Annotated in this window: 16 protein-coding genes; 13 read left to right on the forward strand and 3 right to left on the reverse strand. The window is 72.4% G+C overall.

Going from position 1 to position 22,259, the window contains the following annotated elements; translation table 11 throughout:
- Positions 1–67 precede the first annotated feature (67 nt).
- A complete protein-coding gene (locus SLV14N_RS26180) occupies positions 68–988 on the reverse strand; it encodes a sugar phosphate isomerase/epimerase (protein ID WP_263271325.1) in 921 nt (306 codons plus the stop codon).
- A 596-nt stretch (positions 989–1,584) separates the two neighbouring features.
- Here SLV14N_RS26180 and iolC point away from each other — a divergent pair.
- The 10 genes from iolC (at position 1,585) to SLV14N_RS26230 (ending at position 15,384) form a co-directional block, all read left to right on the forward strand.
- Entirely contained in the window at positions 1,585–2,577 is a 993-nt protein-coding gene (gene iolC, locus SLV14N_RS26185) for a 5-dehydro-2-deoxygluconokinase (RefSeq protein ID WP_208684121.1), read from the forward strand.
- A 68-nt stretch (positions 2,578–2,645) separates the two neighbouring features.
- Positions 2,646–3,533: a hypothetical protein gene (locus SLV14N_RS26190; RefSeq protein ID WP_018093035.1), complete on the forward strand. Its 888-nt coding sequence runs from the start codon at positions 2,646–2,648 to the stop codon at positions 3,531–3,533.
- Between the two features lie 30 nt (positions 3,534–3,563).
- Complete coding sequence (gene iolB / locus SLV14N_RS26195) at positions 3,564–4,454, forward strand: 5-deoxy-glucuronate isomerase (protein ID WP_208684125.1); 891 nt, start codon at positions 3,564–3,566, stop codon at positions 4,452–4,454.
- Positions 4,451–6,385: a 3D-(3,5/4)-trihydroxycyclohexane-1,2-dione acylhydrolase (decyclizing) gene (iolD, locus tag SLV14N_RS26200; RefSeq protein ID WP_263271330.1), complete on the forward strand. Its 1,935-nt coding sequence runs from the start codon at positions 4,451–4,453 to the stop codon at positions 6,383–6,385. Before iolB ends, iolD begins: the two co-directional genes overlap by 4 nt.
- A 38-nt stretch (positions 6,386–6,423) precedes the next feature.
- On the forward strand, positions 6,424–7,917 hold the full coding sequence (locus tag SLV14N_RS26205) for a CoA-acylating methylmalonate-semialdehyde dehydrogenase (protein WP_208684129.1): 1,494 nt from the start codon (positions 6,424–6,426) through the stop codon (positions 7,915–7,917).
- 182 nt (positions 7,918–8,099) lie between these two features.
- Positions 8,100–9,236: a hypothetical protein gene (locus SLV14N_RS26210; RefSeq protein WP_259670517.1), complete on the forward strand. Its 1,137-nt coding sequence runs from the start codon at positions 8,100–8,102 to the stop codon at positions 9,234–9,236.
- 357 nt (positions 9,237–9,593) lie between these two features.
- A complete protein-coding gene (locus tag SLV14N_RS26215) occupies positions 9,594–10,094 on the forward strand; it encodes a GNAT family N-acetyltransferase (RefSeq protein ID WP_263271333.1) in 501 nt (166 codons plus the stop codon).
- A 309-nt stretch (positions 10,095–10,403) separates the two neighbouring features.
- On the forward strand, positions 10,404–11,606 hold the full coding sequence (locus SLV14N_RS26220) for a HAMP domain-containing sensor histidine kinase (protein ID WP_263271334.1): 1,203 nt from the start codon (positions 10,404–10,406) through the stop codon (positions 11,604–11,606).
- A gap of 218 nt (positions 11,607–11,824) precedes the next feature.
- Complete coding sequence (locus SLV14N_RS26225; RefSeq protein ID WP_263271336.1) at positions 11,825–14,527, forward strand: alpha/beta fold hydrolase; 2,703 nt, start codon at positions 11,825–11,827, stop codon at positions 14,525–14,527.
- Positions 14,524–15,384, forward strand: a complete 861-nt coding sequence (locus SLV14N_RS26230) for an ABC transporter permease (protein WP_208684133.1) — start codon at positions 14,524–14,526, stop codon at positions 15,382–15,384. Before SLV14N_RS26225 ends, SLV14N_RS26230 begins: the two co-directional genes overlap by 4 nt.
- 75 nt (positions 15,385–15,459) lie before the next feature.
- On the opposite strand, the gene SLV14N_RS26235 is transcribed toward SLV14N_RS26230, so the two are convergent.
- Complete coding sequence (locus SLV14N_RS26235; RefSeq protein ID WP_263271338.1) at positions 15,460–16,482, reverse strand: esterase family protein; 1,023 nt, start codon at positions 16,480–16,482, stop codon at positions 15,460–15,462.
- Between the two features lie 266 nt (positions 16,483–16,748).
- On the opposite strand from SLV14N_RS26235, the gene SLV14N_RS26240 reads away from it, so the two are divergent.
- From SLV14N_RS26240 to SLV14N_RS26250, 3 genes are all read left to right on the forward strand, one after another.
- Positions 16,749–18,863: an FUSC family protein gene (locus SLV14N_RS26240; RefSeq protein ID WP_208684137.1), complete on the forward strand. Its 2,115-nt coding sequence runs from the start codon at positions 16,749–16,751 to the stop codon at positions 18,861–18,863.
- A gap of 148 nt (positions 18,864–19,011) precedes the next feature.
- A complete protein-coding gene (locus SLV14N_RS26245; RefSeq protein WP_208684139.1) occupies positions 19,012–20,091 on the forward strand; it encodes a rod shape-determining protein in 1,080 nt (359 codons plus the stop codon).
- A 226-nt stretch (positions 20,092–20,317) separates the two neighbouring features.
- Positions 20,318–21,403, forward strand: coding sequence for an alpha/beta fold hydrolase (locus SLV14N_RS26250; protein WP_263271340.1), 1,086 nt, complete (start codon positions 20,318–20,320; stop codon positions 21,401–21,403).
- Here SLV14N_RS26250 and SLV14N_RS26255 read toward each other — a convergent pair.
- Positions 21,400–22,185 carry a TetR/AcrR family transcriptional regulator gene (locus SLV14N_RS26255; RefSeq protein WP_208684143.1) on the reverse strand — a complete coding sequence of 262 codons (786 nt, stop codon included), beginning with the start codon at positions 22,183–22,185 and terminating at the stop codon, positions 21,400–21,402. The two genes, SLV14N_RS26250 and SLV14N_RS26255, sit on opposite strands and share 4 nt — an antisense overlap.
- Positions 22,186–22,259: the final 74 nt, after the last annotated feature.

Genomic DNA, 22,259 nt, shown 5'->3' on the forward strand with positions numbered 1-22,259 from the left:
GCATCCGCGCACGAGGCCTACCGCCGTACCCGCCGCACCCGCGGCACCCGCAGGAGGTGCCGGCGGCTCATGCGCCGCAGGAGCGCAGGAAGCGGCGGGTCCGCTCCGCGATGGGGAAGGGCTGGTCGGGCGGGCAGGGGTACATGTCCTGCTCGACGATGGCGAAGAGGTCGACATTCAGTTCCTGGGCGGCCTCCAGGACGGGCGGAAGTGCCGGTACGCCGAGCGGCGGCTCGCACATCACGCCCTGCTTGACGGCGGGGCCGAACGGCGTGCCCTTGGCGACGACCTCGCCGAGGATGTCCGGGTCGACCTGCTTGAGGTGGAGGTAGCCGATCCGCTCACCGTAGGTGCGGATCAGCTTGACGCTGTCGCCGCCGCAGTAGGCGTAGTGGCCGGTGTCCAGGCAGAGGTTGACGAGGTCGGAGTCGGTGGCGTCCAGGAGCCGCTCGACGTGCTCCTCGGTGTCGATGTGGGTGTCCGCGTGCGGGTGTACGACGATGTCCAGCCCGAACTCGTCCCGCACCCGCTTGCCCAGCCGCTCCATGCCGGTGGTCAGGTGCTTCCACTGCTCCACGGTCAGCTCGCGCGGTTCGAGCTCCTCGGCGGTCTTGTCGTCGCGCCAGAAGGACGGGATGACGACGAGGTGCCCCGCGTCCATCGCCTGGGTGAGGGTGGCGACCTCGGAGACGTGCGCCCAGGTCTTGTCCCATACGGACGGGCCGTGGTGCAGCGAGGTGAAGATCGTGCCGGCCGAGACCTGCAGGCTGCGGCGGGCGATCTCCTCGCGCAGGACGGCGGGGTCGGTGGGCAGGTAGCCGTACGGGCCGAGTTCGATCCACTCGTACCCTGCCTCGGCGACCTCGTCCAGGAAGCGCTGCCAGGGGGCCTGCTGGTCGTCGTCGGGGAACCAGACCCCCCATGAGTCGGGTGCGGAACCGACGCGGATGCGGTCCAGGACGGGCTGGGCGGCATGGGGAACGGACATGCTGCGGCTCTCCTCTCGCCGGTCGACGGTGACCGGGAGGCGCTGGGGTGGGGTTGTGGGGCACAGCCTCTCTGCCGCCCCGGGGAGTGTCAAGACTTCGTCCTGACATAAGGACTTAAGGACTTTGTCACTCGGGGTGCGCCGGAGTGTGGCCGGGTGCCGCGCCCCTGGGGTGCGTGGGCTCCTTTTGGGGCAGGTGGGCCCCTGTCGGGATCACGCGGGCCCCTTCCGGGATCGCGCGGGCCCCTTCCGGGATCGCGCGGGCCCCTTCCGGGATCGTGCGGCCCTTCCGGGGGCACGCGGGTCCATGCCGGGATTGCGCGGGCCCCTTCCGGAATCGCGCGGGCCCATGCCGGGTTCACGCGACCCTTCCGAGGTCACGCGAACCCCTTCCGGGGGCACGTGGGCTTCCCCCGTGCCTTCGCTCCGGCTCCCCTCGCGTTCATCTCGGCTCCCCCCATGTCGCGCATCCAATGTTCTCCCTGACGTCAGTATGTAAGGACAAAGTATTGACAGGGTCTGGCTCTCCCCGTTAGACCTTTCCTCGGAGCCGAACCCGCCGAACCCGCCGCGCCGGCCGACCCGAAGGGGCGCACATGACCCAGCCGTACGACCTGATCACCATGGGCCGCATCGGAGTCGACATCTACCCGCTGCAGACCGGTGTGCCGCTGGCCCAGGTCGAGACGTTCGGGAAGTTCCTCGGTGGCTCCGCCACCAATGTCGCGGTGGCCGCCGCCCGGCTCGGCCGCCGCAGCGCGGTGATCAGCCGCACCGGCCGTGACCCGTTCGGCGACTACGTCCACCAGGCGCTGCGCGACTTCGGCGTGGACGACCGCTGGGTGACCTCCGTCGACGCCTACCCGACACCGGTCACCTTCTGCGAGATCTTCCCGCCGGACGACTTCCCGCTCTACTTCTACCGCCGTCCCAAGGCCCCCGACCTGGTCATCCGCCCCGAAGAACTCGACCAGGACGCCCTCGCGGCCGCCCGGATCTTCTGGATCACCGGTACGGGGCTCTGCGAGGAGCCCAGCCGCAGTGCCACCCTCGCCGCGCTGGAGGCCCGCGCCAAGGCGGGCCCCACCGTCTTCGACCTCGACTGGCGGCCGATGTTCTGGGGCGGCGAGGGCGGCGCCTCCGGGGACGGCGGGGCGACCGGCGCCGCGGCGATGGCCACCGCCCGCCCGTATTACGAGGCCGCCCTGCGGCACGCCACCGTCGCGGTCGGCAATGTCGACGAGGCCGAGGTCGCCACCGGGCTGCGCGACCCCAAGGCCTGCGCCGGGGCGCTGCTGGAGAGGGGCGTCGAACTCGCCGTCATCAAACAGGGACCCAAGGGCGTGCTCGCCGTCCACCGTGACGGCCGCACCGCCGAGGTGCCGCCCACCCCCGTCGAGGTCGTCAACGGCCTGGGCGCCGGGGACGCCTTCGGCGGGGCGCTGTGCCACGGCCTGCTCGCCGGGTGGGAGCTGGAGCCGATGATGCGGTACGCCAACGCCGCGGGCGCCATCGTCGCCTCCCGCCTCGCCTGCTCCTCGGCGATGCCCACGGCCGACGAGGTCGACGCGTTCCTTGCCGGCCGGTGACCGCCCGGACCGGCCCGCCCGGTGGCCGTACCCCCTCCACCTGTGCACTCAAGAAGGTGAGTTGAGCCTTGACCCCTCGGATCAGTGACCTCGCGACGCTGCGGGCCCGGCACCCCGAAGCCGTCGCGGAGGCCGCCGCCCGCCGCACCCGTCGCCCGCTCCTCGGCGACAGCGGCCGGCTGATGATCGTCGCCGCCGATCACCCGGCCCGCGGCGCGCTGGCCGTAGGTGACCGGCAGCTCGCCATGGCCAACCGCCTCGACCTGCTCGAACGGCTGGTCCTGGCGCTGTCGCGGCCCGGTGTGGACGGGGTGCTCGCCACCGCCGACATCCTTGAGGACCTGCTGCTGATCGGCGCCCTCGAAGGCAAGGTCGTGATGGGCTCGATGAACCGCGGCGGTCTGGCCGGCGCCTCCTTCGAGATGGACGACCGGTTCACCGGCCATCGCCCCGAGGACCTCGCCCGGCTCCGCTTCGACGCCGGCAAACTGCTGCTGCGCATCGACTACCGCGACCCCGGCTCGCTGACCACCCTGGAGGCCACCGCCCGCGCCATCGACGCGATGGCCGAACGGCAGCTCCCCGTCTTCGTCGAGCCGTTCCTCTCCTCCCGGGCGGACGGCGCGGTCCGCAACGACCTCAGCGCCGCGGCCGTCACCCGCTCGGTGGCCATCGCCTCCGGACTCGGCGGCACCTCCGCCTACACCTGGCTCAAACTGCCGGTCACCGACGACCCCGACGCCATGGCCCGGGTCTGCGAGACCACCACCCTGCCGACCGTGCTGCTCGGCGGCGACATCGGCAGCACCGTCCAGGACCAGGAAGCCGCCTACGAGAAGTGGCGCAAGGCGCTGCGGCTGCCGACCGTGCAGGGCCTGGTCGTCGGCCGCTCCCTGCTCTACCCGGCCGACGGGGATGTCGCGGCCGCCGTGGACACCGCCGTGGGCCTGCTGTGAACGCCGCGATTTCCGCAGGAGACTCGACTTATGAGCACTGAATTCCATCTGGGGGCCGGGGCCACGGCAGCGGGCCCGTACGCCCTGGACATCGACCCGAAGCGGGCGGGCTGGGACCACTCCTCGCTGCGCGTCCTGGACCTGCCGCCCGGTGCCCACCACGCCTTCGCCACCGGCGACAGCGAATGGATCGTGCTGCCGCTGTCCGGCGGCTGCACGGTGCTGACCGATGAGGGCGACACCTTCGAACTGACCGGCCGGGAGAGCGTGTTCAGCGGGGTCACGGACTTCGCCTACGTGCCGCGTGACGCCCACGTCCAGATCGCCACCGCGGCCGGCGGCCGCTTCGCGCTCACCGGCGCCCGCTGCGAGAACCGCCTGCCCGCCCGCTACGGGGCCGCGTCCGACGTCCCCGTGGAGCTGCGCGGCACCGGCAACTGCTCCCGCCAGGTCAACAACTTCGGCGCGGCGGACACCTTCGCATGCGACCGGCTGATCGCGGTGGAGGTGCTCACCCCCGGCGGCAACTGGTCCTCCTACCCGCCGCACAAGCACGACGAGTGCCGCCCCGGCGAGGAGTCCGAACTGGAGGAGATCTACTACTTCGAGATCGCGTCCGCGCGCGGTACGGACGGGGTCGGCTACCAGCGCGTGAGCCCCTCGGGGCGCGGCCGCGGCACCGATGTGCTGGCCGAGGTCCGCAGCGGGGACGCCGTACTCATCCCCGACGGCTGGCACGGCCCGTCCATCGCCGCGCCCGGCCACACCATGTACTACCTGAACGTGATGGCCGGTCCCGGCGCCCGCGAGTGGCTGATCTGTGATCACCCCGATCACGGCTGGATCCGCTCCACCTGGCCCGGCCGGCCGGTCGACCCCCGCCTCCCCCTCTACGAAGCGCCCGCAGGAGACGCCCGATGAACGCTCCGACGACGCGCCGGCTCACGGTCGCGCAGGCCCTGGTCGAGTTCCTCGCCCACCAGTACACCGAGCGGGACGGCCGCCGGCACCGCCTGATCAACGCCTGCTGGGGCATCTTCGGCCACGGCAATGTCGCCGGTCTCGGCCAGGCCCTGCTGGAATCCGGTGCCGCGTCCCACCAGGGGGCAACCCCCGGGCAGGGGGCAACCCCCGGGCCCCCGGTGCTCCCGTACCTCCAGGGCCGCAACGAGCAGGCCATGGTGCATGCCGCCGTCGGCTACGCCCGGCAGTGCGACCGGCTCTCCGCCCAGGCCGTCACCACCTCCATCGGCCCCGGCGCCACCAACCTCGTCACCGGCGCCGCGCTCGCCACCGTCAACCGCCTCCCGGTCCTGCTGCTGCCCGGCGACACCTTCGCCGGCCGGACGGCAGACCCCGTCCTGCAGCAGTTGGAAGTCCCGCACGCGGGGGACGTGTCGGTCAATGACGCGCTGCGCCCGGTCTCCCGCTACTTCGACCGGGTCACCCGGCCCGAAGCGCTGATCCCCGCCGCCCTCCAGGCCATGCGGGTGCTCGCCGACCCCGTCGACACCGGTGCCGTCACCCTCGCGCTGCCGCAGGACGTCCAGGCCGAGGCGTACGACTGGCCGGAGGAGTTCTTCGCCGACCGGGTCTGGCGGGTCACCCGGCCCCTTCCCGACGCCGATGCCCTGGCGGATGCGGTGCGCGCGGTCCGTGGCGCCCGCCGGCCGCTGCTGATCGCGGGGGGCGGTGTGCACCACTCCGAGGCCGAGGACGCGCTGTGCGCCTTCGCCGACGCCACCGGCATCCCGGTCGCGTCCACCCAGGCCGGCAAGGGCTCGCTGCGCCACGACCACCCCGCCGATGTCGGCGGAATCGGCCACACCGGCACCGCCACCGCCGACGCGCTCGCCCGCGAGGCCGACCTGGTCATCGGCGTCGGCACCCGCTACACCGACTTCACCACCGCCTCCGCGACCCTCTTCGCCGCGCCCGGTGTGCGGTTCCTGAACCTCAACATCGCCCCCTTCGACTCCCACAAGCTCGGCGCCGCCTCCCTCGTCGCCGACGCCCGCGCCGGACTCGAAGCGCTCACCAAGGAGCTGTCCGGACACCGCGTCGACGCGGAGTACGAGGCCGCCTACGGAGTGGCGAAGGCGGACTGGGAACGCCGGGTGGACGCCGCGTTCGGTGCCCGGGACGCCTCCGTACGGCCCTCCCAGACCCAGGTCCTCGGCGCGCTGGACGCCCTGGTCGACGACACCGACATCCTCGTCAACGCGGCCGGGTCCCTCCCCGGTGACCTGCACAAACTCTGGCGCGCCCGGTCCCGCAGGCAGTACCACCTCGAATACGGCTACTCCTGCATGGGCTATGAGATCCCCGCCGCGATCGGTGTGCGGATGGCCGCCCCCGACCGGCCGGTGTGGGCGCTGGTCGGCGACGGTACGTATCTGATGAACCCCACCGAGATCGTCACCGCGGTCCAGGAGGGCATCCACATCAACATCGTCCTCATCCAGAACCACGGCTACGCCTCGATCGGCGGGCTCTCCCAGGAGACCGGCGGCGAACGGTTCGGTACCGACTACCGCTTCCGCGCCGCGGACGGCACGTACACCGGCGCGCCGCTGCCCGTCGATCTCGCGGCCAACGCCGCCTCGCTCGGGATGCACGTCCTGCGGGCGGCCACGGTCGGTGAGCTGCGCGCGGCGCTCGCCGAGGCGCGTGGCGCGAACCGGCCCACATGTGTCTATGTCGAGACCGAAACGGCTGACACTGTGCCGGGCGCGCCGGAGGCTCAGGCCTGGTGGGATGTTCCTGTTGCCGAGACCGCGACACGTCCGGCGGCGGTGGCCGCCCGTGAGGCGTACGACCGGCACACCGCCGGGCGCCGCCGCCACCTGTGACCCCTGCCCGAAGCCGTCAGCCCAGAAAGGCCCCCCGCATGAAGACCATCAGCCACTGGATCGGCGGAAAGCCCGTCGAGGGCGTCTCCGGCAACTTCGGCCCGGTCTACAACCCGGCCACCGGCGCCCAGGACAAGCAGGTCGCCTTCGCCTCGGCCGACGAGGTCGACGCGGCCGTCCGCGCGGCCAAGGAAGCCTTCCGGACCTGGGGCAGCAGCTCCCTGGCCAAGCGCACCTCGGTGCTGTTCAAGTACCGCGAGCTGCTCGACGCGCACCGCGAGGAGATCGCGCAGCTGATCACCGCCGAGCACGGCAAGGTGCACTCCGACGCGCTCGGCGAGGTCGCCCGCGGTCTGGAGATCGTCGAGCTGGCCTGCGGCATCCCCGAGAAGCTCAAGGGCGAGCTGTCCACCCAGGTATCCACCCGCGTCGATGTGGCGGCGATCCGTCAGTCGCTCGGTGTGGTCGCCGGCATCACGCCGTTCAACTTCCCGGCGATGGTGCCGATGTGGATGTTCCCGCTCGCCATCGCCTGCGGTAACACCTTTGTCCTCAAGCCGAGCGAGAAGGTCCCCAGCGCCGCCTTCAAGCTGGCCGAGCTGGCCGCCGAGGCGGGGCTGCCCGACGGTGTGCTGAACGTCGTCAACGGCGACAAGGTGGCTGTCGACGCCATCCTGGAGCACCCGGACATCGCCGCGGTCTCCTTCGTCGGCTCCACCCCCATCGCCCGCTACATCCACACCACCGGCACCGCCAACGGCAAGCGGGTCCAGGCGCTGGGCGGCGCCAAGAACCACATGCTGGTCCTGCCGGACGCCGACCTCGACCTGGCCGCGGACTCCGCGATCAACGCCGCGTACGGCTCGGCCGGTGAGCGCTGCATGGCGATCTCCGTCGTCGTGGCCGTCGGGGAGACCGCCGACCCGCTGATCGGCAAGATCAAGGAGCGCGCCGACAAGCTGCGGATCGGCCCCGGCGACGACCCGGCCTCCGAGATGGGCCCGCTGATCACCAAGGTGCACCGCGACAAGGTCGCCTCGTACGTCACGGGCGCCGCGGCCCAGGGCGCCGATGTCGTCATCGACGGCACCGGCTACACCGTCGAGGGCTACGAGGACGGCCACTGGATGGGTGTTTCCCTCCTGGACAACGTCACGCCCGAGATGGACGCCTACCGTGACGAGATCTTCGGCCCGGTGCTGTCCGTGGTCCGCGTCGAGACCTATGACGAGGCCATCGCGCTGATGAACAACTCGCCGTGGGGCAACGGCACCGCGATCTTCACCCGCGACGGCGGCGCGGCCCGCCGCTTCCAGATGGAGGTCGAGGCCGGCATGGTCGGCGTGAACGTGCCGATCCCGGTGCCGGTCGGCTACCACTCCTTCGGTGGCTGGAAGGACTCGCTCTTCGGCGACCACCACATCTACGGCAACGACGGCGTGCACTTCTACACCCGCGGCAAGGTCGTCACCACCCGCTGGCCGGACCCGTCCGACGGCGGCATCAACCTGGGCTTCCCCAGCAACCACTGAGGACGTCCTGAGGACCCCCGGCTGGACCCCCGCCGGCCGGGGGTCCGGCATGTCCGGATCGTGACGGCGTCCGGGGCACCATGCGCGGAGACGGTGAAGAACTGCAGGTCCAGGGGCAGACCGCGGACCGGCGCATTGCTACCGTGCTCCCTCGCCACGCACTGACACAACCGGGGGACGAAATGCACCAATCCATGGCGCTCGCCAAGGGCGCCCGCATCACCGGCGGGGCATTCTGCCTGCTGTTCTTCCTTTTCACCGCCACCTGGCTGGTCGTCGACCTCAGCGAGTTCGGCATCGACGGGGTCTGGGAATCCTGGACCATGCAGAACTCCGGCGGCCTCAACCAGGTCACCAATCCGTTCCACCTGGGCCTGGCCCTGGTCCAGCTGGCGGCCGTCTTCACGGCGTTCGCGGGGCAGCGGGTGGCCGGCGGGCTGCTGGCCGTCGCCACCACCCTCACCTTCGCCACGGCGTTCCAGGCCATCATCAGCGTCGGCACCCACACCAGCGACAACCGCTGGTTCCGGCACGCCGAAACGGGCACCGACACCTTCGACAGCGTCTTCCTCAGCAGCCTGGGGCTGTTCCTGCTGTCCCTCGTCGCGGGCATCGTGCTGCTCGCCGGGATGCGTTCCTGGCCGCGTCAGCAGCCCAGCGACCCGCCGATGCGCCCGGCCAGGACGGCCGGTGTGGTGTGCGGTCTGGTGCTCGGCGCGATGGTGCTGGTCAACCTGGTCTGGCAGATCTACATGCTGACGCAGGGCAGCGAGTACCTCGCCATGTTCTACCTCGGCAAGGGCGCCCTCGGCTCGCTGCTGGGCATGGCCTCCGGCTGGTACGCCGTGTTCTTCCTGGCGCTGACCGCGCCGGCCGCGCTCAACAGCCTGATGCGCGGCTCCGCGGCCCGCGGGCTGGCCATCGGGCTGGCGGTGGTGTCGCTGCCCGGCGCCCTGCTGTCGGTGATCGGGATGGCCGTCACCGGCACCCTGTTCGAGCTGTCCGGCGCCGTGCCCGGCTTGAGCATCATCAACCACTTCCAGCTGGCGCTGGACCTGTTCGGGTCGGTGGCGCTGCTGGCGCTGATGGGCCGCGGTGAGCCGGTCGCCCCCGCCTGGTATCCGCCGTCCCCGTCCCCGCAGTTCGGCGCGCCCGGCTTCGTCCCGCCGCCCGGCCCGCAGGCCCCGCCGGCCTGGCAGCCGCCCGCCGGCCCGGTGCCCCCGGTCAGCGGTCCGCCGATGCCGCCGGCCGGTGCCCCGCCGATGCCGCCCGGCACTCCGCCGCCCCCGCAGGGCGGCTTCGGACCGCCGCAGTACTGACCCGGCGCCGGGGCCGGTGCGCACAGGGCGGTGCCCGCCCCGCGTGACCGGCTCCGGCCGACCGCCGCGGAAAACAACTGGGGGCGGCAGCCCACCGGTTGGTACGGTGCGACGGCGCGCGCCCGGAGCGCGACCACTGCTGGACGAGGGAGGTTGATGAATATGGCCCGCCGGCCGCTTCCTCAGCATGCCCTTGTCCGGGCCGCCGCCTGAGCGGGACGCCTGTGCGCCCGAAGTCCTGAGCGCGGCCCGGTCGTCGACAACGACCAGGAGTGACGCGTGTCTTCCTCTTTTTCTCCTCTCTCCCCGGATTCCCGGGACCCCCAAGGCCCCCGGAATTCCCCGGATTCCGCCTTTGTGCCGCGCGGTAGGGATCTGCTCACCGCACGGCTGCTGCTGCGGCCGTGGTCCGACGGTGAGCTCGCCGCCGTGCTCGACGGGACACCGCAGCCGCACTGGGCGGCGGACTTCCCCGCCGACGGTGACCGGGTCATCGCCGGTTTCACCGCCCAGAACCCCGACGCGCGCGGCGTCCACGGCCAGCGGCAGATCCTCGAACGGGACGGCGGCCGGGTGGTCGGCGCCATCGGGCTGTTCTGGCCGCCGCGCGACGGGTCGCTGGAGATCGGCTACGGCGTCGTGCCGTCCCGGCGGGGCCGCGGCTACGCCTCCGAGGCCGCCCGCGCCCTGGTGGCGTTCGCCTTCACGGCACCGGGCGTGCACACGGTGTGTGCGGACGTGGAGCTGTCGAACCCGGCGTCCGGCCGCGTTCTGGAGAAGGCCGGGCTGGTGCGCTGGAGCAGCGATGACCGGCTCGCACGGTACCGGCTGACGGCACCGGAACCGGCCGCCGGCTAGTCCGTATCGGCTCGCCTTCCGGGCCCCTTGTGAGGGGTCCCGGAAGGCGAGCCCGGCGATCGACGGGCAGATGCGGGCGGGGGCCGTGGGCCGGGAGGTGAGCCGTTGCTTACTGCCGGTTTATGACCCCTTTGTGCAGGATGGACAGTGCCTGGCAACTCTCCTGTGCCTTAAGGCATCTGAGGAAGGATCAGTCGTGCGTACACCTCTTGCCCCGCTATCGGTAGCAGTGCCCGCTTCGTCGGCCCCTCGGGGCTGAGGGCCGTGGCACCCGCTTCCCGGGCACCCGCGCCGGCCGCCCTGCCACCGATGCCGACCGTGCGCCCCGACCCGCCGCGCCGCCCGGCGCCCTGGCTGCGGCCGACCATCCGGATACGGCTCACGCTGCTGTACGGCGGCATGTTCCTGATGGCCGGGGTCGTCCTGCTCACGCTCATCTACATCCTGGCGGCCCAGACCCTCAAGGAAGGCACCCCGGAGTTCCGGGTCTTCGGCACCAACGTCAGGGTGGGGAACGTCAGTTGTCCCGGCCTGCCGTCGGTCGGCACGGTCGCCGAGATCAACTCGGCGATCAGCGACTGCCTCCGCGACCAGCGCGAACTGGCGCTGCACACCTTCCTGAACCGCTCCCTGGCGGCGCTGGTGGGTCTGACGGTGGTGGCGTTCGCGTTCGGTTATGCGATGGCGGGTCGGGTGTTGTCGCCGTTGGGGCGGATCACGCGGACGGCGCAGCGGGTGGCGGGTTCGGATCTGCATCGGCGGATCGAGCTGGGGGGTCCGGATGATGAGCTGAAGGAGCTGGCGGACACGTTCGATCAGATGCTGGACCGGTTGGACCGGGCGTTCGAGTCGCAGCGGCGGTTCGTGGCGAATGCGTCGCATGAGCTGCGGACGCCGTTGGCGATCAATCGGACGTTGTTGGAGGTGCAGCTGGCCGATCCGGGGGCGTCGCCGGAGCTGGCGCAGCTGGGCAAGACGTTGCTGGCGACCAATGAGCGCAGTGAGCAGTTGGTGGAGGGTCTGCTGTTGTTGGCGCGCAGTGAGAACAAGGTGGTGGACAAGAAGCCGGTCGATCTGTCGGAGGTCGCGGCGCAGGCGGTGGACCAGACGCGGGAGGAGGCGCATGCCAAGGGGGTGGAGCTGCGCGGGGTGCGTCATCAGGTGTTGGTGCAGGGCAATGGTGTGCTGCTGGAGCGGATCGCGTTGAATCTGGTGCAGAACGCGGTGCGCTACAACGTGCCGGAGGAGGGGTGGGTGGAGGTGGTCACCGAGCCGCAGCCGGGGTGTGCGGTGTTGGTGGTGGCCAATACGGGGCCGGTGGTTCCGGCGTATGAGGTGGAGAACCTCTTCGAGCCGTTCCGGCGGCTGCGGACCGAGCGCACGGGCAGTGACAAGGGTGTCGGTCTGGGCCTGTCCATCGTCCGGTCGGTGGTCCGCGCCCACGACGGCACCATCACCGCCCGGCCCCGCGAGGGCGGCGGAATGGTGATGCGGGTCGTCCTGCCCCGGTAGGCGAGGCCCCGTCCTCCGCGGCCGTCCTGCCCCGCCCTCCGGGGCTGTCATCAGCCGCTCCGTGCACCCCGGACCGGCCGCTCCGGACGGCGGGCCCTGGCCCCCGGCCCCGTACCGCGTCCGTGGTACGGGAGCGCGCACCCTACTCCCCAGGGAGGCTGCCGGGTTCAGCCCGGGGTACCGGCCGCCCGTATCGGCTCCTCCTTAGGATTCACGGTATGGCTCTCCGAGGTATCCGACTGCGCGGCCGGCGCTGGTACGCCGCCGCGGGCGCGCTGGCCGTCCTCATAGGAGGCGGCACCTGGGCGGCCGCCTCCTCGGACGCCGCGCCCGCCGTCCACCGCACGGACCGGCTGATGACCATGCCGGAGAAGCCCGGCAGCAAGAAGGAGGTGCGGATCGACACCTCCTTCTTCACCGCCGGGGGCGACTCCGGGGGGCGCCGGCCCGCGGTGCTGCTGGCCCACGGCTTCGGCGCCAACAAGAAGGACCTCCGCCCCCAGGCCGAGCGGCTGGCCCGGGACGGATACGCCGTACTGACCTGGTCGGCGCGCGGCTTCGGGAAGTCCACCGGCAGCATCGGGCTGAACGACCCGGACGGCGAGGTAGCCGACGCCCGGCGGCTGATCGACTGGCTGGCCGAGCGCCCCGAGGTGCAGCTCGACAAGGACGGCGACCCCCGGGTGGGGATGGCCGGCGGCTCCTACGGCGGTGCGATCTCGCTGCTGGCGGCCGGCCACGACCGGCGCGTCGACGCGATCGCCCCGCAGATCACCTACTGGAACCTCGCCGACGCCCTCTTCCCCCACGGCGTGTTCAAGAAGCTGTGGGCCGGGATCTTCTTCACCACCGGCTCGGCGGGCGCCCCCACCGGCTCCGCGGGCCCCGCGCCCACCACGTCCGGTGGCTGCGGGCGCTTCGAGCCCGCGCTGTGCCGGATGTACGAGCGGGTCGCCGTCAGCGGCAAGCCGGACGCCGCGGCCCGCGCCCTCCTGGCGGACCGCAGCCCGTCCGCCGTCGGCGACCGCATCAAGGTGCCGACCCTGATCATGCAGGGCCAGACCGACTCGCTGTTCCCGCTCGACCAGTCCGACGCCCTCTACAAGAAGCTCCGCAAGAACGGTGCGCCGGTCGACGTCGACTGGATCGCCGGCGGGCACGACGGCGGGGACCGGGAGACCGCCCGGCTGGAGGGACGGACGAAGGCCTGGTTCGACCGCTACCTCAAGGGCGACGAGCACGCCGGGACCGGGCCCGGGTTCCGGATCAGCCGCAGCGGGGGAGTGGACTCCACCAACGGCGCGGTGCGGCTGCGCGGCGCGCACGCGGACGGCTACACCGGACTGGAGAACGATCCGCGGCGCATCCGGCTGACCGGCCGCACCCAGACCTTCAGCAACCCGCCCGGCGCCGGACCGCCGGCGATCTCCGCGGTGCCCGGGGTCGGCGCGCTCGGCAACCTCTCCTCGCTCGGCGCCGGCGGACTGTCCCTGGACTTCGCCGGCCAGTACGCCCGCTTCGAATCGGCGCCGCTGGACAGCCCCGTCCATCTCACCGGCAGCCCCACCGCCACCGTCCACGTACGGTCCGACACCCCGGACGCGGTGTTCTTCGCCAAGGTCTACGACGTCGCCCCGGACGGCCGCCGCCAGGTGCTGCCGTCCCAGCTCGTCACGCCGTACCGGATCAAGGACGCCCACGACGGCCGGACCGTGCGGCTCCGGATGCCCACCGTCGACCATGACTTCGCGGCCGGCCACCGGCTGCGGCTGGTGCTCTCCGCCACCGACCTCGGCTATGCCTCACCGGCCGAACCCGCCACCTACACCGTCTCCCTGAAGGACGGCGCCCTCAGCGTGCCCACCGCGCCCGGGGTGCGCGGCGCCGCCGCCCCGCTGCCCGCCTGGACCTGGGCGCTGCCCGCCGCGGCCGCCGCCGTCGCCGCGCTGCTGCTGCTCACCGCCCGCCGCCGGACCGCGGCGCCCGCGCCCGATCCGGCGCTCGCCGAGGTCCCGCTGCAGATCAGCGACCTGAGCAAGCGGTATGCCAAGTCCACCGACCGGTATGCCGTACGGGAGTTGTCCTTCCGCGTCGGCAAGGGGCAGGTGCTGGGCCTGCTGGGGCCCAACGGCGCCGGCAAGACCACCACCCTGCGGATGCTGATGGGGCTGATCACGCCCGACGAGGGCGAGATCAGGATCTTCGGGCAGGCCGTCCGGCCGGGCGCCCCGGTGCTGTCGCGGGTCGGCGCGTTCGTGGAGGGCCCCGGTTTCCTGCCGCATCTGTCCGGCCGCGCCAACCTCGACCTGTACTGGCAGGCCACCGGCCGGCCCGCCGCCGACGCGCACCTCGACGAGGCACTGGAGATCGCCGGTCTCGGCGACGCCCTGGAACGCGCCGTACGCACCTACTCCCAGGGCATGCGCCAGCGCCTCGCCCTGGCCCAGGCCATGCTCGGCCTGCCGGATCTGCTGATCCTCGACGAGCCGACGAACGGGCTCGACCCGCCGCAGATCCGGGAGATGCGGGACGTGATGATCCGCTACGCCGCCGCCGGACGCACCGTCATCGTCTCCAGCCATCTGCTGTCCGAGGTCGAACAGAGCTGTACCCATCTGGTCGTCATGGACCGCGGCCGGCTGGTGCAGGCCGGTCCGGTAGCCGAGATCACCGGCTCCGGCGACACCCTGCTGGTCGGGGTCGCGGAGGAGATCGGCGACGCCGTCGTGGAGAAGGTGGCCGCGCTGGCGGGCGTGGCCTCGGCCGTACGCGCCGAGGGCGGCCTGCTCGTACGGCTGGACGGCCTGGGCACGCCCCAACTGCTGGCCGAACTCCTCCGGATGGAGGTCCCGGTGGACCGCGTCGGCCCGCACCGACGCCTGGAGGACGCCTTCCTCACCCTGATCGGAGGGGACCGATGACCGCGACCCCCACGGCGCGGGCGCCGGGCTACCGCCCGCGCCGCACCCTCCCGCTGCGCGTCGAGGCCCGGCGCCAGCTGCGCCGCCGCCGCACGCTGGTGATCGCCGCCATCCTGACGCTGCTGCCGTTCGTGCTGGTGGCGGCGTTCGCGATCGGCGGCGACCCGGACAGCCGCAGCAACGGCCGGATCACCCTGATGGACAGTGCCACCGCGTCCGGCGGCAACTTCGCGGCCACCGCGCTGTTCGTCTCCGCCGGCTTTCTGCTGGTGGTGCCGGTGGCGCTGTTCTGCGGAGACACGGTCGCGTCGGAGGCGAGCTGGTCCTCGCTGCGCTATCTGCTCGCCGCGCCGGTCCCCCGGGCCCGGCTGCTGCTGAGTAAGCTCACCGTCGGGCTGGCGTTCAGCGCCGCAGCGATGCTGCTGCTGCCGCTGGTCGCGCTGGGTGTGGGCAGCGCCGCGTACGGCTGGGGCCCGCTGCAACTGCCCACCGGCGGCGCGCTGTCCGCGGGCGAGGCGGTGCCGCGGCTGGCCGTGGTGGTCGGCTATGTCTTCGTCAGCCAGCTGGTCACCGCGGCCCTGGCGTTCTGGCTGTCGACGGTGACCGACGCACCGCTGGGCGCGGTCGGCGGCGCCGTCGGGCTGACCATCGTCGGCAATGTCCTCGACCAGGTCACCGCCCTCGGCACCTGGCGCGATGTGCTGCCCGCGCACTGGCAGTACTCCTGGGTGGACGCCCTGCAGCCCCGGATGGAGTGGTCCGGGATGATCCAGGGTTCGGCGGTCTCGGTGGCGTACGCCCTGGTGCTGTGCGCGCTGGCGTTCCGGGGGTTCGCGCGCAAGGACGTGGTGTCGTGACGGCGGGGCGGCCGTGACGGCGGGGTGCCGGGGCGGGCCGTGTGCCGCGGTGCCCGCCTGACGGGGCCGGCCCCGTCAGGCCGTCGGCCCCTGCATGTGCGCACTGACCCAGCGCATCGTGCCCTCGCCCAGGCCCCGCACATAGGTCGCCGCGCTGTGGGTGCCGTCCGGCACGATCTGCAGCCGGGTGTGCACCGGGCCGTGCCCGTACCGGGCGCGGAACCTGCGCACCTTCGGCAGCACCGTGTGCTCCCGGGAGCCGTCCTGGAAGGCGAGGTAGACCTCCGGTCCGCCGCGTGCCATCAGCCGGCGGGCCAGCACTTCCGGGTTGTTGTCCCGCTTCGCCCCGGCGTGGCCCTTCCACAGGGGTGAGTCGGGCACGATGTCCGGCCCGTTGGGTATCGCCACCTTGAACCTGTCCGGGTGCTGGAGCACGTTCTTCAGCGCCGCGAACCCGCCCGACGAGGAGCCCATGATCGCCCAGGCGTCGCGGGTCCTGAGGGTGCGGAAGTTCTGCCGTACGAGGTCGGGCACGTCCTGGCTGAGCCAGGTGCCGATCTTCGGGTGGCCCGGTATGTCACTGCCGTCGTAGTACTGCTTGTCGTCGGGATTGAGCACCGGCATGACGACGATGAACGGCAGACTGCTGCCGTTCTTCGACCACCGGGCGAGGCTCTCCTGCAGTTTGAGGCCGGCGCCGATCCAGTAGTTGACGGGGTAGCCGTACGCGCCGGGCAGCGCCTCCATCACGGGGAAGCCTTTGTCCGCGTTCCGCTTCTCGTAGTACTCCGGCGGCGCCCAGACCCAGACCTTCCCGGTGAAGCCCGACTTCGGGCCGTGCAGGGTGGTCACGCCGATCGGGGTGTTCTCGCCGGCCCCGCCGACCCGGCTCTCCACGTCGAAGCTGATCGGCTTCGTGGGCCACTGCACCAGCGAGCGCTTCCCCGGCGGGCCGGGCTGGAGCGCGGCGTCCGCCTGGGTGCTGCCGAAGCGTATGGGGGAGGAGGCCTGGGAGGCGCCGGTGCCGCAGCCGGCCGTGGTGGCGAGGACGGTCAGGGCGATCAGCGCGATCACCGGGCGGAACAGGGCTCTGTGCACGGGTCTTTCTCCTTGCCGGACAGCCGGGATCGGTCCCGGCTGTGGAGCAAGAGGAAGGGGGGCGGCCCGCGGTTTCCCTGCCGGAGTGTCGGCTTCCTCGCACCGCCCGCCCGGAATCCGGCCATCCCCTTCGTGACCTGGGATGTTGTGCGGGCGGCGGAAGACGGTTTTACCGGGATTTTCCCGGTGCGAAGGGCGGAACGCGGGCACGCGGAGCCTGCTCCGGCCATACCGGAACCCCTGACTTTGGCCCGTATCCTCTCGCTATGACCTGGTCGCGTGCGCTCAAGGAAGCCGCCCGCTCGGGGCTGACCATCGAGCGGACCAAGCTCACCCCGCTGATCGCCATCCGCGGCTCGGTCGGCGTCGCCATCGTCATCGGGCTGTGCCTGTGGCTCGGTGACCCGGCGCTGGCGGTCTCCTCCGCGTTCGGCGCGTTCTCCTCCGGCATCGTCACCTTCCAGCGCAGCATGCGGCCGCGCCCGGTGCTCGCACTCGCCGTCGCCGGGGCGCTGGCCGTCTCCACCTTCCTCGGCTATCTGGCCGCCGCCCATGTCGTCGCCTTCGTCCTGCTCCTGGCCGGCTGGACGTTCCTGGCGGGCATGGCCTGGGCGATCGGCCCGGTCTCCGGGCTGGCCGGCACCCAGACCGTGGCGATCATGCTGGTCACCGTCACCCTGCCGACCTCCGTCCTCGGCGCGGCGGAACACGCCGCACTGATCTTCTTCGGCGGCGTCGTCCAGGCGACCCTCATCGTGGTCTTCCCGGTCCGCCCCTGGGGCGTCCAGCGCGATGCGCTCGCCGACGCCCTGGCCGCCGAGGCCGACTACGCCCGGCGGCTGCGGCACGACCCGGTCGCCCCGTTCGACCCGGCGCCCCTGATGGACGCCCGGCTCGCCTCCGCCGTGACCGCGCGTCAGGCCCGGCGCCGCCCCGTACAGCTGCACGGCCCCCGTGGCCTCGCCGAACGCGTCCGGCCGGTCCTCGCCTCCCTCGCCGACCCGGTCGTCGGCCCCCCGCTGGAAGGGCCCGAACGCGACCGGGCCCGCGACCTGCTGGGCGCCGCCGCCACCGTCCTGGACGCCGTCGCCCACGCCGTACGGCACGCCAGCCCGGTCCGACTGCCCCCCGAGGCGATGGCCACCCTCGAAGTCCCCGCGACCGGCCCGATGCTCCACGGGGCCGCCCGCCGCTCCGCCTACCGCCTGATCTCCCTGCTCGCCGACGCCGTCGAACTCACCGATGAGCCCGTCGAGGCCACCCGCCCCACCACCGACGCCGAACGCGGCCATCTGCTGCGCCCCAGCGTCCCCAAACTGGTCCCGGGAGCCCTGCGCGCCCTGCACCGCGAGGCCCGCTGGACCTCGCACATCTTCCGGCACGCCCTCCGCGTCGCCGCGGTCGCCGCCGCCGGCTATCTGCTGGGCACCGCCCTCCCGTTCGGCCACGGCTACTGGGCGCCGCTCGCCTCCGTCATGGTGATGCGCCCCGACTTCGCCCAGACCTACTCCCGCGGCGTGGCCCGCTTCAGCGGCACCCTCGTCGGTGTCGGCATCGCGGGGGCGCTGATGGCCGTGGCGCATCCGAGCATGTACGTCAGCGCCGGGCTGGCCGTGGTCTGCGTCTGGCTGATGTATCTGCTGATGCGCACCGGCTTCTCGGTGACCTCGGCGTGTGTGGCCGCCTATGTCGTCTTCCTGCTCGGCATCGCCGGCGCCGGCTGGGAACAGACCGTCCAGGAACGCGTCGTGCTGACCCTCCTCGGCGGACTGCTCGCGATGCTGTCGTACGCGCTGTTCCCCGCCTGGGAGACCCCCAAGCTCCGCGACCGCCTCGCCGCCTGGCTGGCGGCCAACGGGCAGTACGCGCTGGCCGTGTTCGACCTCTACGCCACGCCCGCCGAACGCCGCCCCCGGCAGGTCCGCGACGCCCTGTTGGACTCCCGTGCCGCCCGCGCCGCCTGGGAGGAGAGCGAGGCCCGAGCCGAGAAGGAACCCGTACGCCACCGCGGGCTCTCCCTCGCCTCGGCGAAGGCGGCCAGCACCGCGCTCGCCACGATGGGCCGGGTCACGATGATCCTGGAGGTCCACCTGCCCGAACGGGATGCCGCGTCCTCGCCGGGCGCCACCGCGTTCGCCTTCGAGCTGCGCGCCTCCCTGGAGGAGGCCACCCTGGCCGTCCGGGAACGGGGCCAACTGAACTGGAGCGAGCTGCGCGCCGTATGGGAGAGATGGGACGCGGAGGACGAGAACCGCGGTGTCGCCCTGCGCGTCGCGGATCTGCTCCTCGACGCCCTCGACGACCTGGCCGAGGCGCTGTCCAGGGAGCCGGAAACGGACAGCCCGGCGGCACCCGGGACGGAGGAGAACAGCAGCCGGTGAAATGGACAGGAGTGGTACGGAGGGGAACCATTCGGCGTCCCCAGTAGTCTTAACAATTGCCCGCAAAGATCACCATTGGTGGCCATGGGGTTGTCTGCAGCGCAATGCCCCAGGCCCGCCCCGTCGCGAGAGAGCACACGAACTCCCCATGGCGTCCAGCACTTCGTCCGGTACGTACGACATAGGCATCGACCTCGGCACCGCCAACACCCTGGTGTACGCCCGCGGCAAGGGCGTGGTGCTGAACGAGCCGTCCGTCGTCGCGGTCAACGCCGCCGGTGACGTGATCGCCGTGGGCGTGGAGGCCAAGCGGACCATCGGGCGCACCCCGTCCGGGATCACCGCGATGCGCCCCCTGCGCGAAGGGGTCATCGCCGACTTCGACGCCGCCGAGCAGATGCTCCGCGCCCTGATGAAGAAGGCCCTGCCCAGCCGCCGCTTCTCCCGGCCGCGGGTGGTCATCTGCGTCCCCTCCGGCATCACCGGTGTCGAACGGCGCGCGGTCATCGACTCCGCCCGCGGCGCCGGCGCCCGCGAAGTGCACCTCATCGAAGAGCCGATGGCCGCCGCGATCGGCGCCGGCCTCCCGGTCGACGAGCCGGTCGGCTGCATGGTGGTGGACATCGGCGGCGGCACCACCGAGGTCGCCGTCGTCTCCATGGGCGGCCTGGTCACCGCCCAGTCCGTACGGGTCGCCGGTGACGCCCTGGACGCCGCCGTCAGTGCCTACATCAAGAAGAAGCACTCCCTGGACATCGGTGAACGCACCGCCGAGGACATCAAGATCGCGATCGGTTCGGCGGTCTGGACCCCGGTCGACGTCGACGAGGACGGCGAGCCCGAGCGCCCGTCCACCTACACGGTCCGCGGCCGCGACCACGTCAACGGCCTGCCCCGCATCCAGGAGATCACCGAGGAGGAGATCCGCGAGGCACTGGCCGAGCCGGTCGAGGCGATCGTCCGCGCCGTCCACCGCACCCTCGACGACTGCCCCCCGGAGCTCTCCGGCGACATCGTCGAGCACGGCATCGCCCTCACCGGCGGCGGCGCCCTGCTCCGCGGCCTGGACCGGCGGCTGCGCCAGGAGATGGGCGTCCCGGTCCGGGTCGCCGACGAACCCCTGGACTGTGTGGTCAACGGCACCGCCAAGTGTGTCGATGAATTCGCCAGCCTGCACGGCCTGTTGACGGGCGCGAAGGAACAGCCGAGGCGGACGGTGCGCCTGTAGGGGGAGCGGTCCGGCGGCCCCGGCGGGCCTTTGCCGTTCCGGCAAGAAGGGTCGCGCCCGCCGTAGGGGCAGCGCCATGATCGTGGGCGGAAAGGCACGGAACGGAACGGGCCGGAACGGAACGCGCCGGACGACGACGGGCCATGACGACCCGTCGTCCCGCTCCTTCCACCGCCTACCGCCCACCGCCCTCATGAGCGCGGCCGTACTCGCCCCAGGAGGAAGCATGCCGCAGTCCGCCAAGACGACGCCCACACCCGCCCCGACCCCGGGAGACCGGGCATCGGCACCGGGCCGGCCCTCCGCCGCGCCGCTGCCGGCGGCGGTTCACCGCACGGTGGACGCCCCCGCCGGCCGCATCCACCTGGTGGAGCAGGGCACCGGACCGCTCGTCCTGATGGTCCACGGATTTCCCGAGTCCTGGTACTCGTGGCGCCACCAGCTCCCCGTGCTCGCCGCGGCGGGCTACCGGGCGGTCGCCCTCGACGTCCGCGGCTACGGGCGTTCGTCGAAGCCCCGCGAGGTGGCGGCCTACCGGATGCTGGCCCATGTCGCCGACAACGTCGCCGTGGTGCGCGCCCTCGGTGAGGAGACCGCCGTCATCGCGGGCCACGACTGGGGCTCACCCATTGCCGCCAACTCGGCGCTGCTGCGGCCCGATGTCTTCACCGCCGTGGCCCTGCTGAGCGTGCCGTACGCACCCCGCGGCCCGATCCGGCCCACCGAGGCCTTCGCGCAGCTCGGCGGTGCCGAGGAGTTCTACATCAACTACTTCCAGGAGCCGGGCCGGGCGGAGGCGGAGATCGAAGTCGATGTCCGCGGCTGGCTCGCCGGGTTCTACGCCGGGCTCTCGGGCGATGCCGAGCCCTCGGCCGACCCGGCCGGCGCCGGCCTCTTCTCCGTGCCCCGGGGCGGAAAGCTGTCCGACCGCTTCCCCGCAGGACCGCCCCCGCACTCCTGGCTGACCGAGGCCGATCTCGACTTCTACGCGGGCGAGTTCGAGCGGACCGGTCTGACCGGCGGCCTCAACCGCTATCGCAATGTCGACCGGGACTGGGAGGACCTCGCCGCCTGGGACGGGGCCCCGCTCACCCAGCCCGCCCTCTTCATCGGCGGGGAACACGACGCCCCCACCCAGTGGATGGCCGACGCCATCAAGGCGTTCCCCCGCACCCTCCCCGGCCTGTCCGCCTCACACCTTCTCGACGGCTGCGGCCACTGGATCCAGCAGGAACGCCCCGAGGAGGTCAACGGGCTCCTGCTCGACTGGCTGCGCTCGCTGCCCGCCGCCTCCGTACGGACGACGTCCTAAGCCAGGCCCCGGGCCCGGCTCATATAGGCCGCCAGGCCGTCCAGGATCCGCTCCAGGCCGAACTCCCCGGCCTGGTCGCGGGAGGCGCTGTCGGCCTCGGTGGCGGCGACGGCCGCGGCGACCGCGGGAAAGCGGTCGGCGCGGCCGGCGAGCAGTTCGTTCAGCGCCGCGCTCATGACCTGTTCGGGCTCCCTGGCCCGGGCGCTGCCCAGCCCCATCGAGGACGCGACCTGGGCGATGGCCCGGATGTGGCCGCTCACCACGACCACGGCGTCGAGCTGCTCGGCGCCGGTCAGGCCGGTGTCCGAGAGCGCGGCGAGGGCGCGTTCGGTCCAGCCGAGTTCGTTGGGGCCCATGACCCGGGGGCCGACGGCCGCGCCCAGCAGCCAGGGGTGCCGGTCGTAGAGCGCGGCCAGCGCGTGCGCCCAGGCCCGCAGCGCGACCCGCCACGGCTCGCCGTCGCCACGGCCGTCGGCGTCCGGCGAGGGTGCGCTCGGCGGTTCCCCCATCGCCAGGTCGATCATCAGCGCGACCAGCTCACTCTTCCCCGGCACATAGCGGTACAAGGACATCTTGGTGAAGTCCAGCTCGGCCGCGACCCGTTGCATGGAGACCGCCCCGAGCCCGCCGGTGTCGGCGAGGCCGATGGCCGTACGCGTGATCCGCTCCAGGCTCAGCGCCGGCTTGGGGCCCCGGCTGGGCCGCTCGCGCCCGCCCCACAGCAACGCGACGCTGCCCGCCTGATCCCCGAACACACTGCGCTTCTCGTCGTCTCCGGCCATCCCCGCATCCTAAAACTGTGTCCGGGGTACACAGAACAGTGTCCATCGGATACAGTTTCTTGTGTCAGTACGAC

It is taken from the genome of Streptomyces sp. Je 1-4 4N24 (genome assembly GCF_026239515.1).
Lineage (GTDB): Bacteria > Actinomycetota > Actinomycetes > Streptomycetales > Streptomycetaceae > Streptomyces > Streptomyces nigrescens.

Coding starts and splice junctions, on each gene's coding strand:
- SLV14N_RS26180 (WP_263271325.1), bottom strand. CDS start 988: ATGTCCGTTCCCCATGCCGCCCAGCCCGTCCTGGACCGCATCCGCGTC.
- iolC (WP_208684121.1), top strand. CDS start 1,585: ATGACCCAGCCGTACGACCTGATCACCATGGGCCGCATCGGAGTCGAC.
- iolB (WP_208684125.1), top strand. CDS start 3,564: ATGAGCACTGAATTCCATCTGGGGGCCGGGGCCACGGCAGCGGGCCCG.
- iolD (WP_263271330.1), top strand. CDS start 4,451: ATGAACGCTCCGACGACGCGCCGGCTCACGGTCGCGCAGGCCCTGGTC.
- SLV14N_RS26205 (WP_208684129.1), top strand. CDS start 6,424: ATGAAGACCATCAGCCACTGGATCGGCGGAAAGCCCGTCGAGGGCGTC.
- SLV14N_RS26210 (WP_259670517.1), top strand. CDS start 8,100: ATGCACCAATCCATGGCGCTCGCCAAGGGCGCCCGCATCACCGGCGGG.
- SLV14N_RS26220 (WP_263271334.1), top strand. CDS start 10,404: ATGCCGACCGTGCGCCCCGACCCGCCGCGCCGCCCGGCGCCCTGGCTG.
- SLV14N_RS26225 (WP_263271336.1), top strand. CDS start 11,825: ATGGCTCTCCGAGGTATCCGACTGCGCGGCCGGCGCTGGTACGCCGCC.
- SLV14N_RS26230 (WP_208684133.1), top strand. CDS start 14,524: ATGACCGCGACCCCCACGGCGCGGGCGCCGGGCTACCGCCCGCGCCGC.
- SLV14N_RS26240 (WP_208684137.1), top strand. CDS start 16,749: ATGACCTGGTCGCGTGCGCTCAAGGAAGCCGCCCGCTCGGGGCTGACC.
- SLV14N_RS26245 (WP_208684139.1), top strand. CDS start 19,012: ATGGCGTCCAGCACTTCGTCCGGTACGTACGACATAGGCATCGACCTC.
- SLV14N_RS26250 (WP_263271340.1), top strand. CDS start 20,318: ATGCCGCAGTCCGCCAAGACGACGCCCACACCCGCCCCGACCCCGGGA.
- SLV14N_RS26255 (WP_208684143.1), bottom strand. CDS start 22,185: ATGGCCGGAGACGACGAGAAGCGCAGTGTGTTCGGGGATCAGGCGGGC.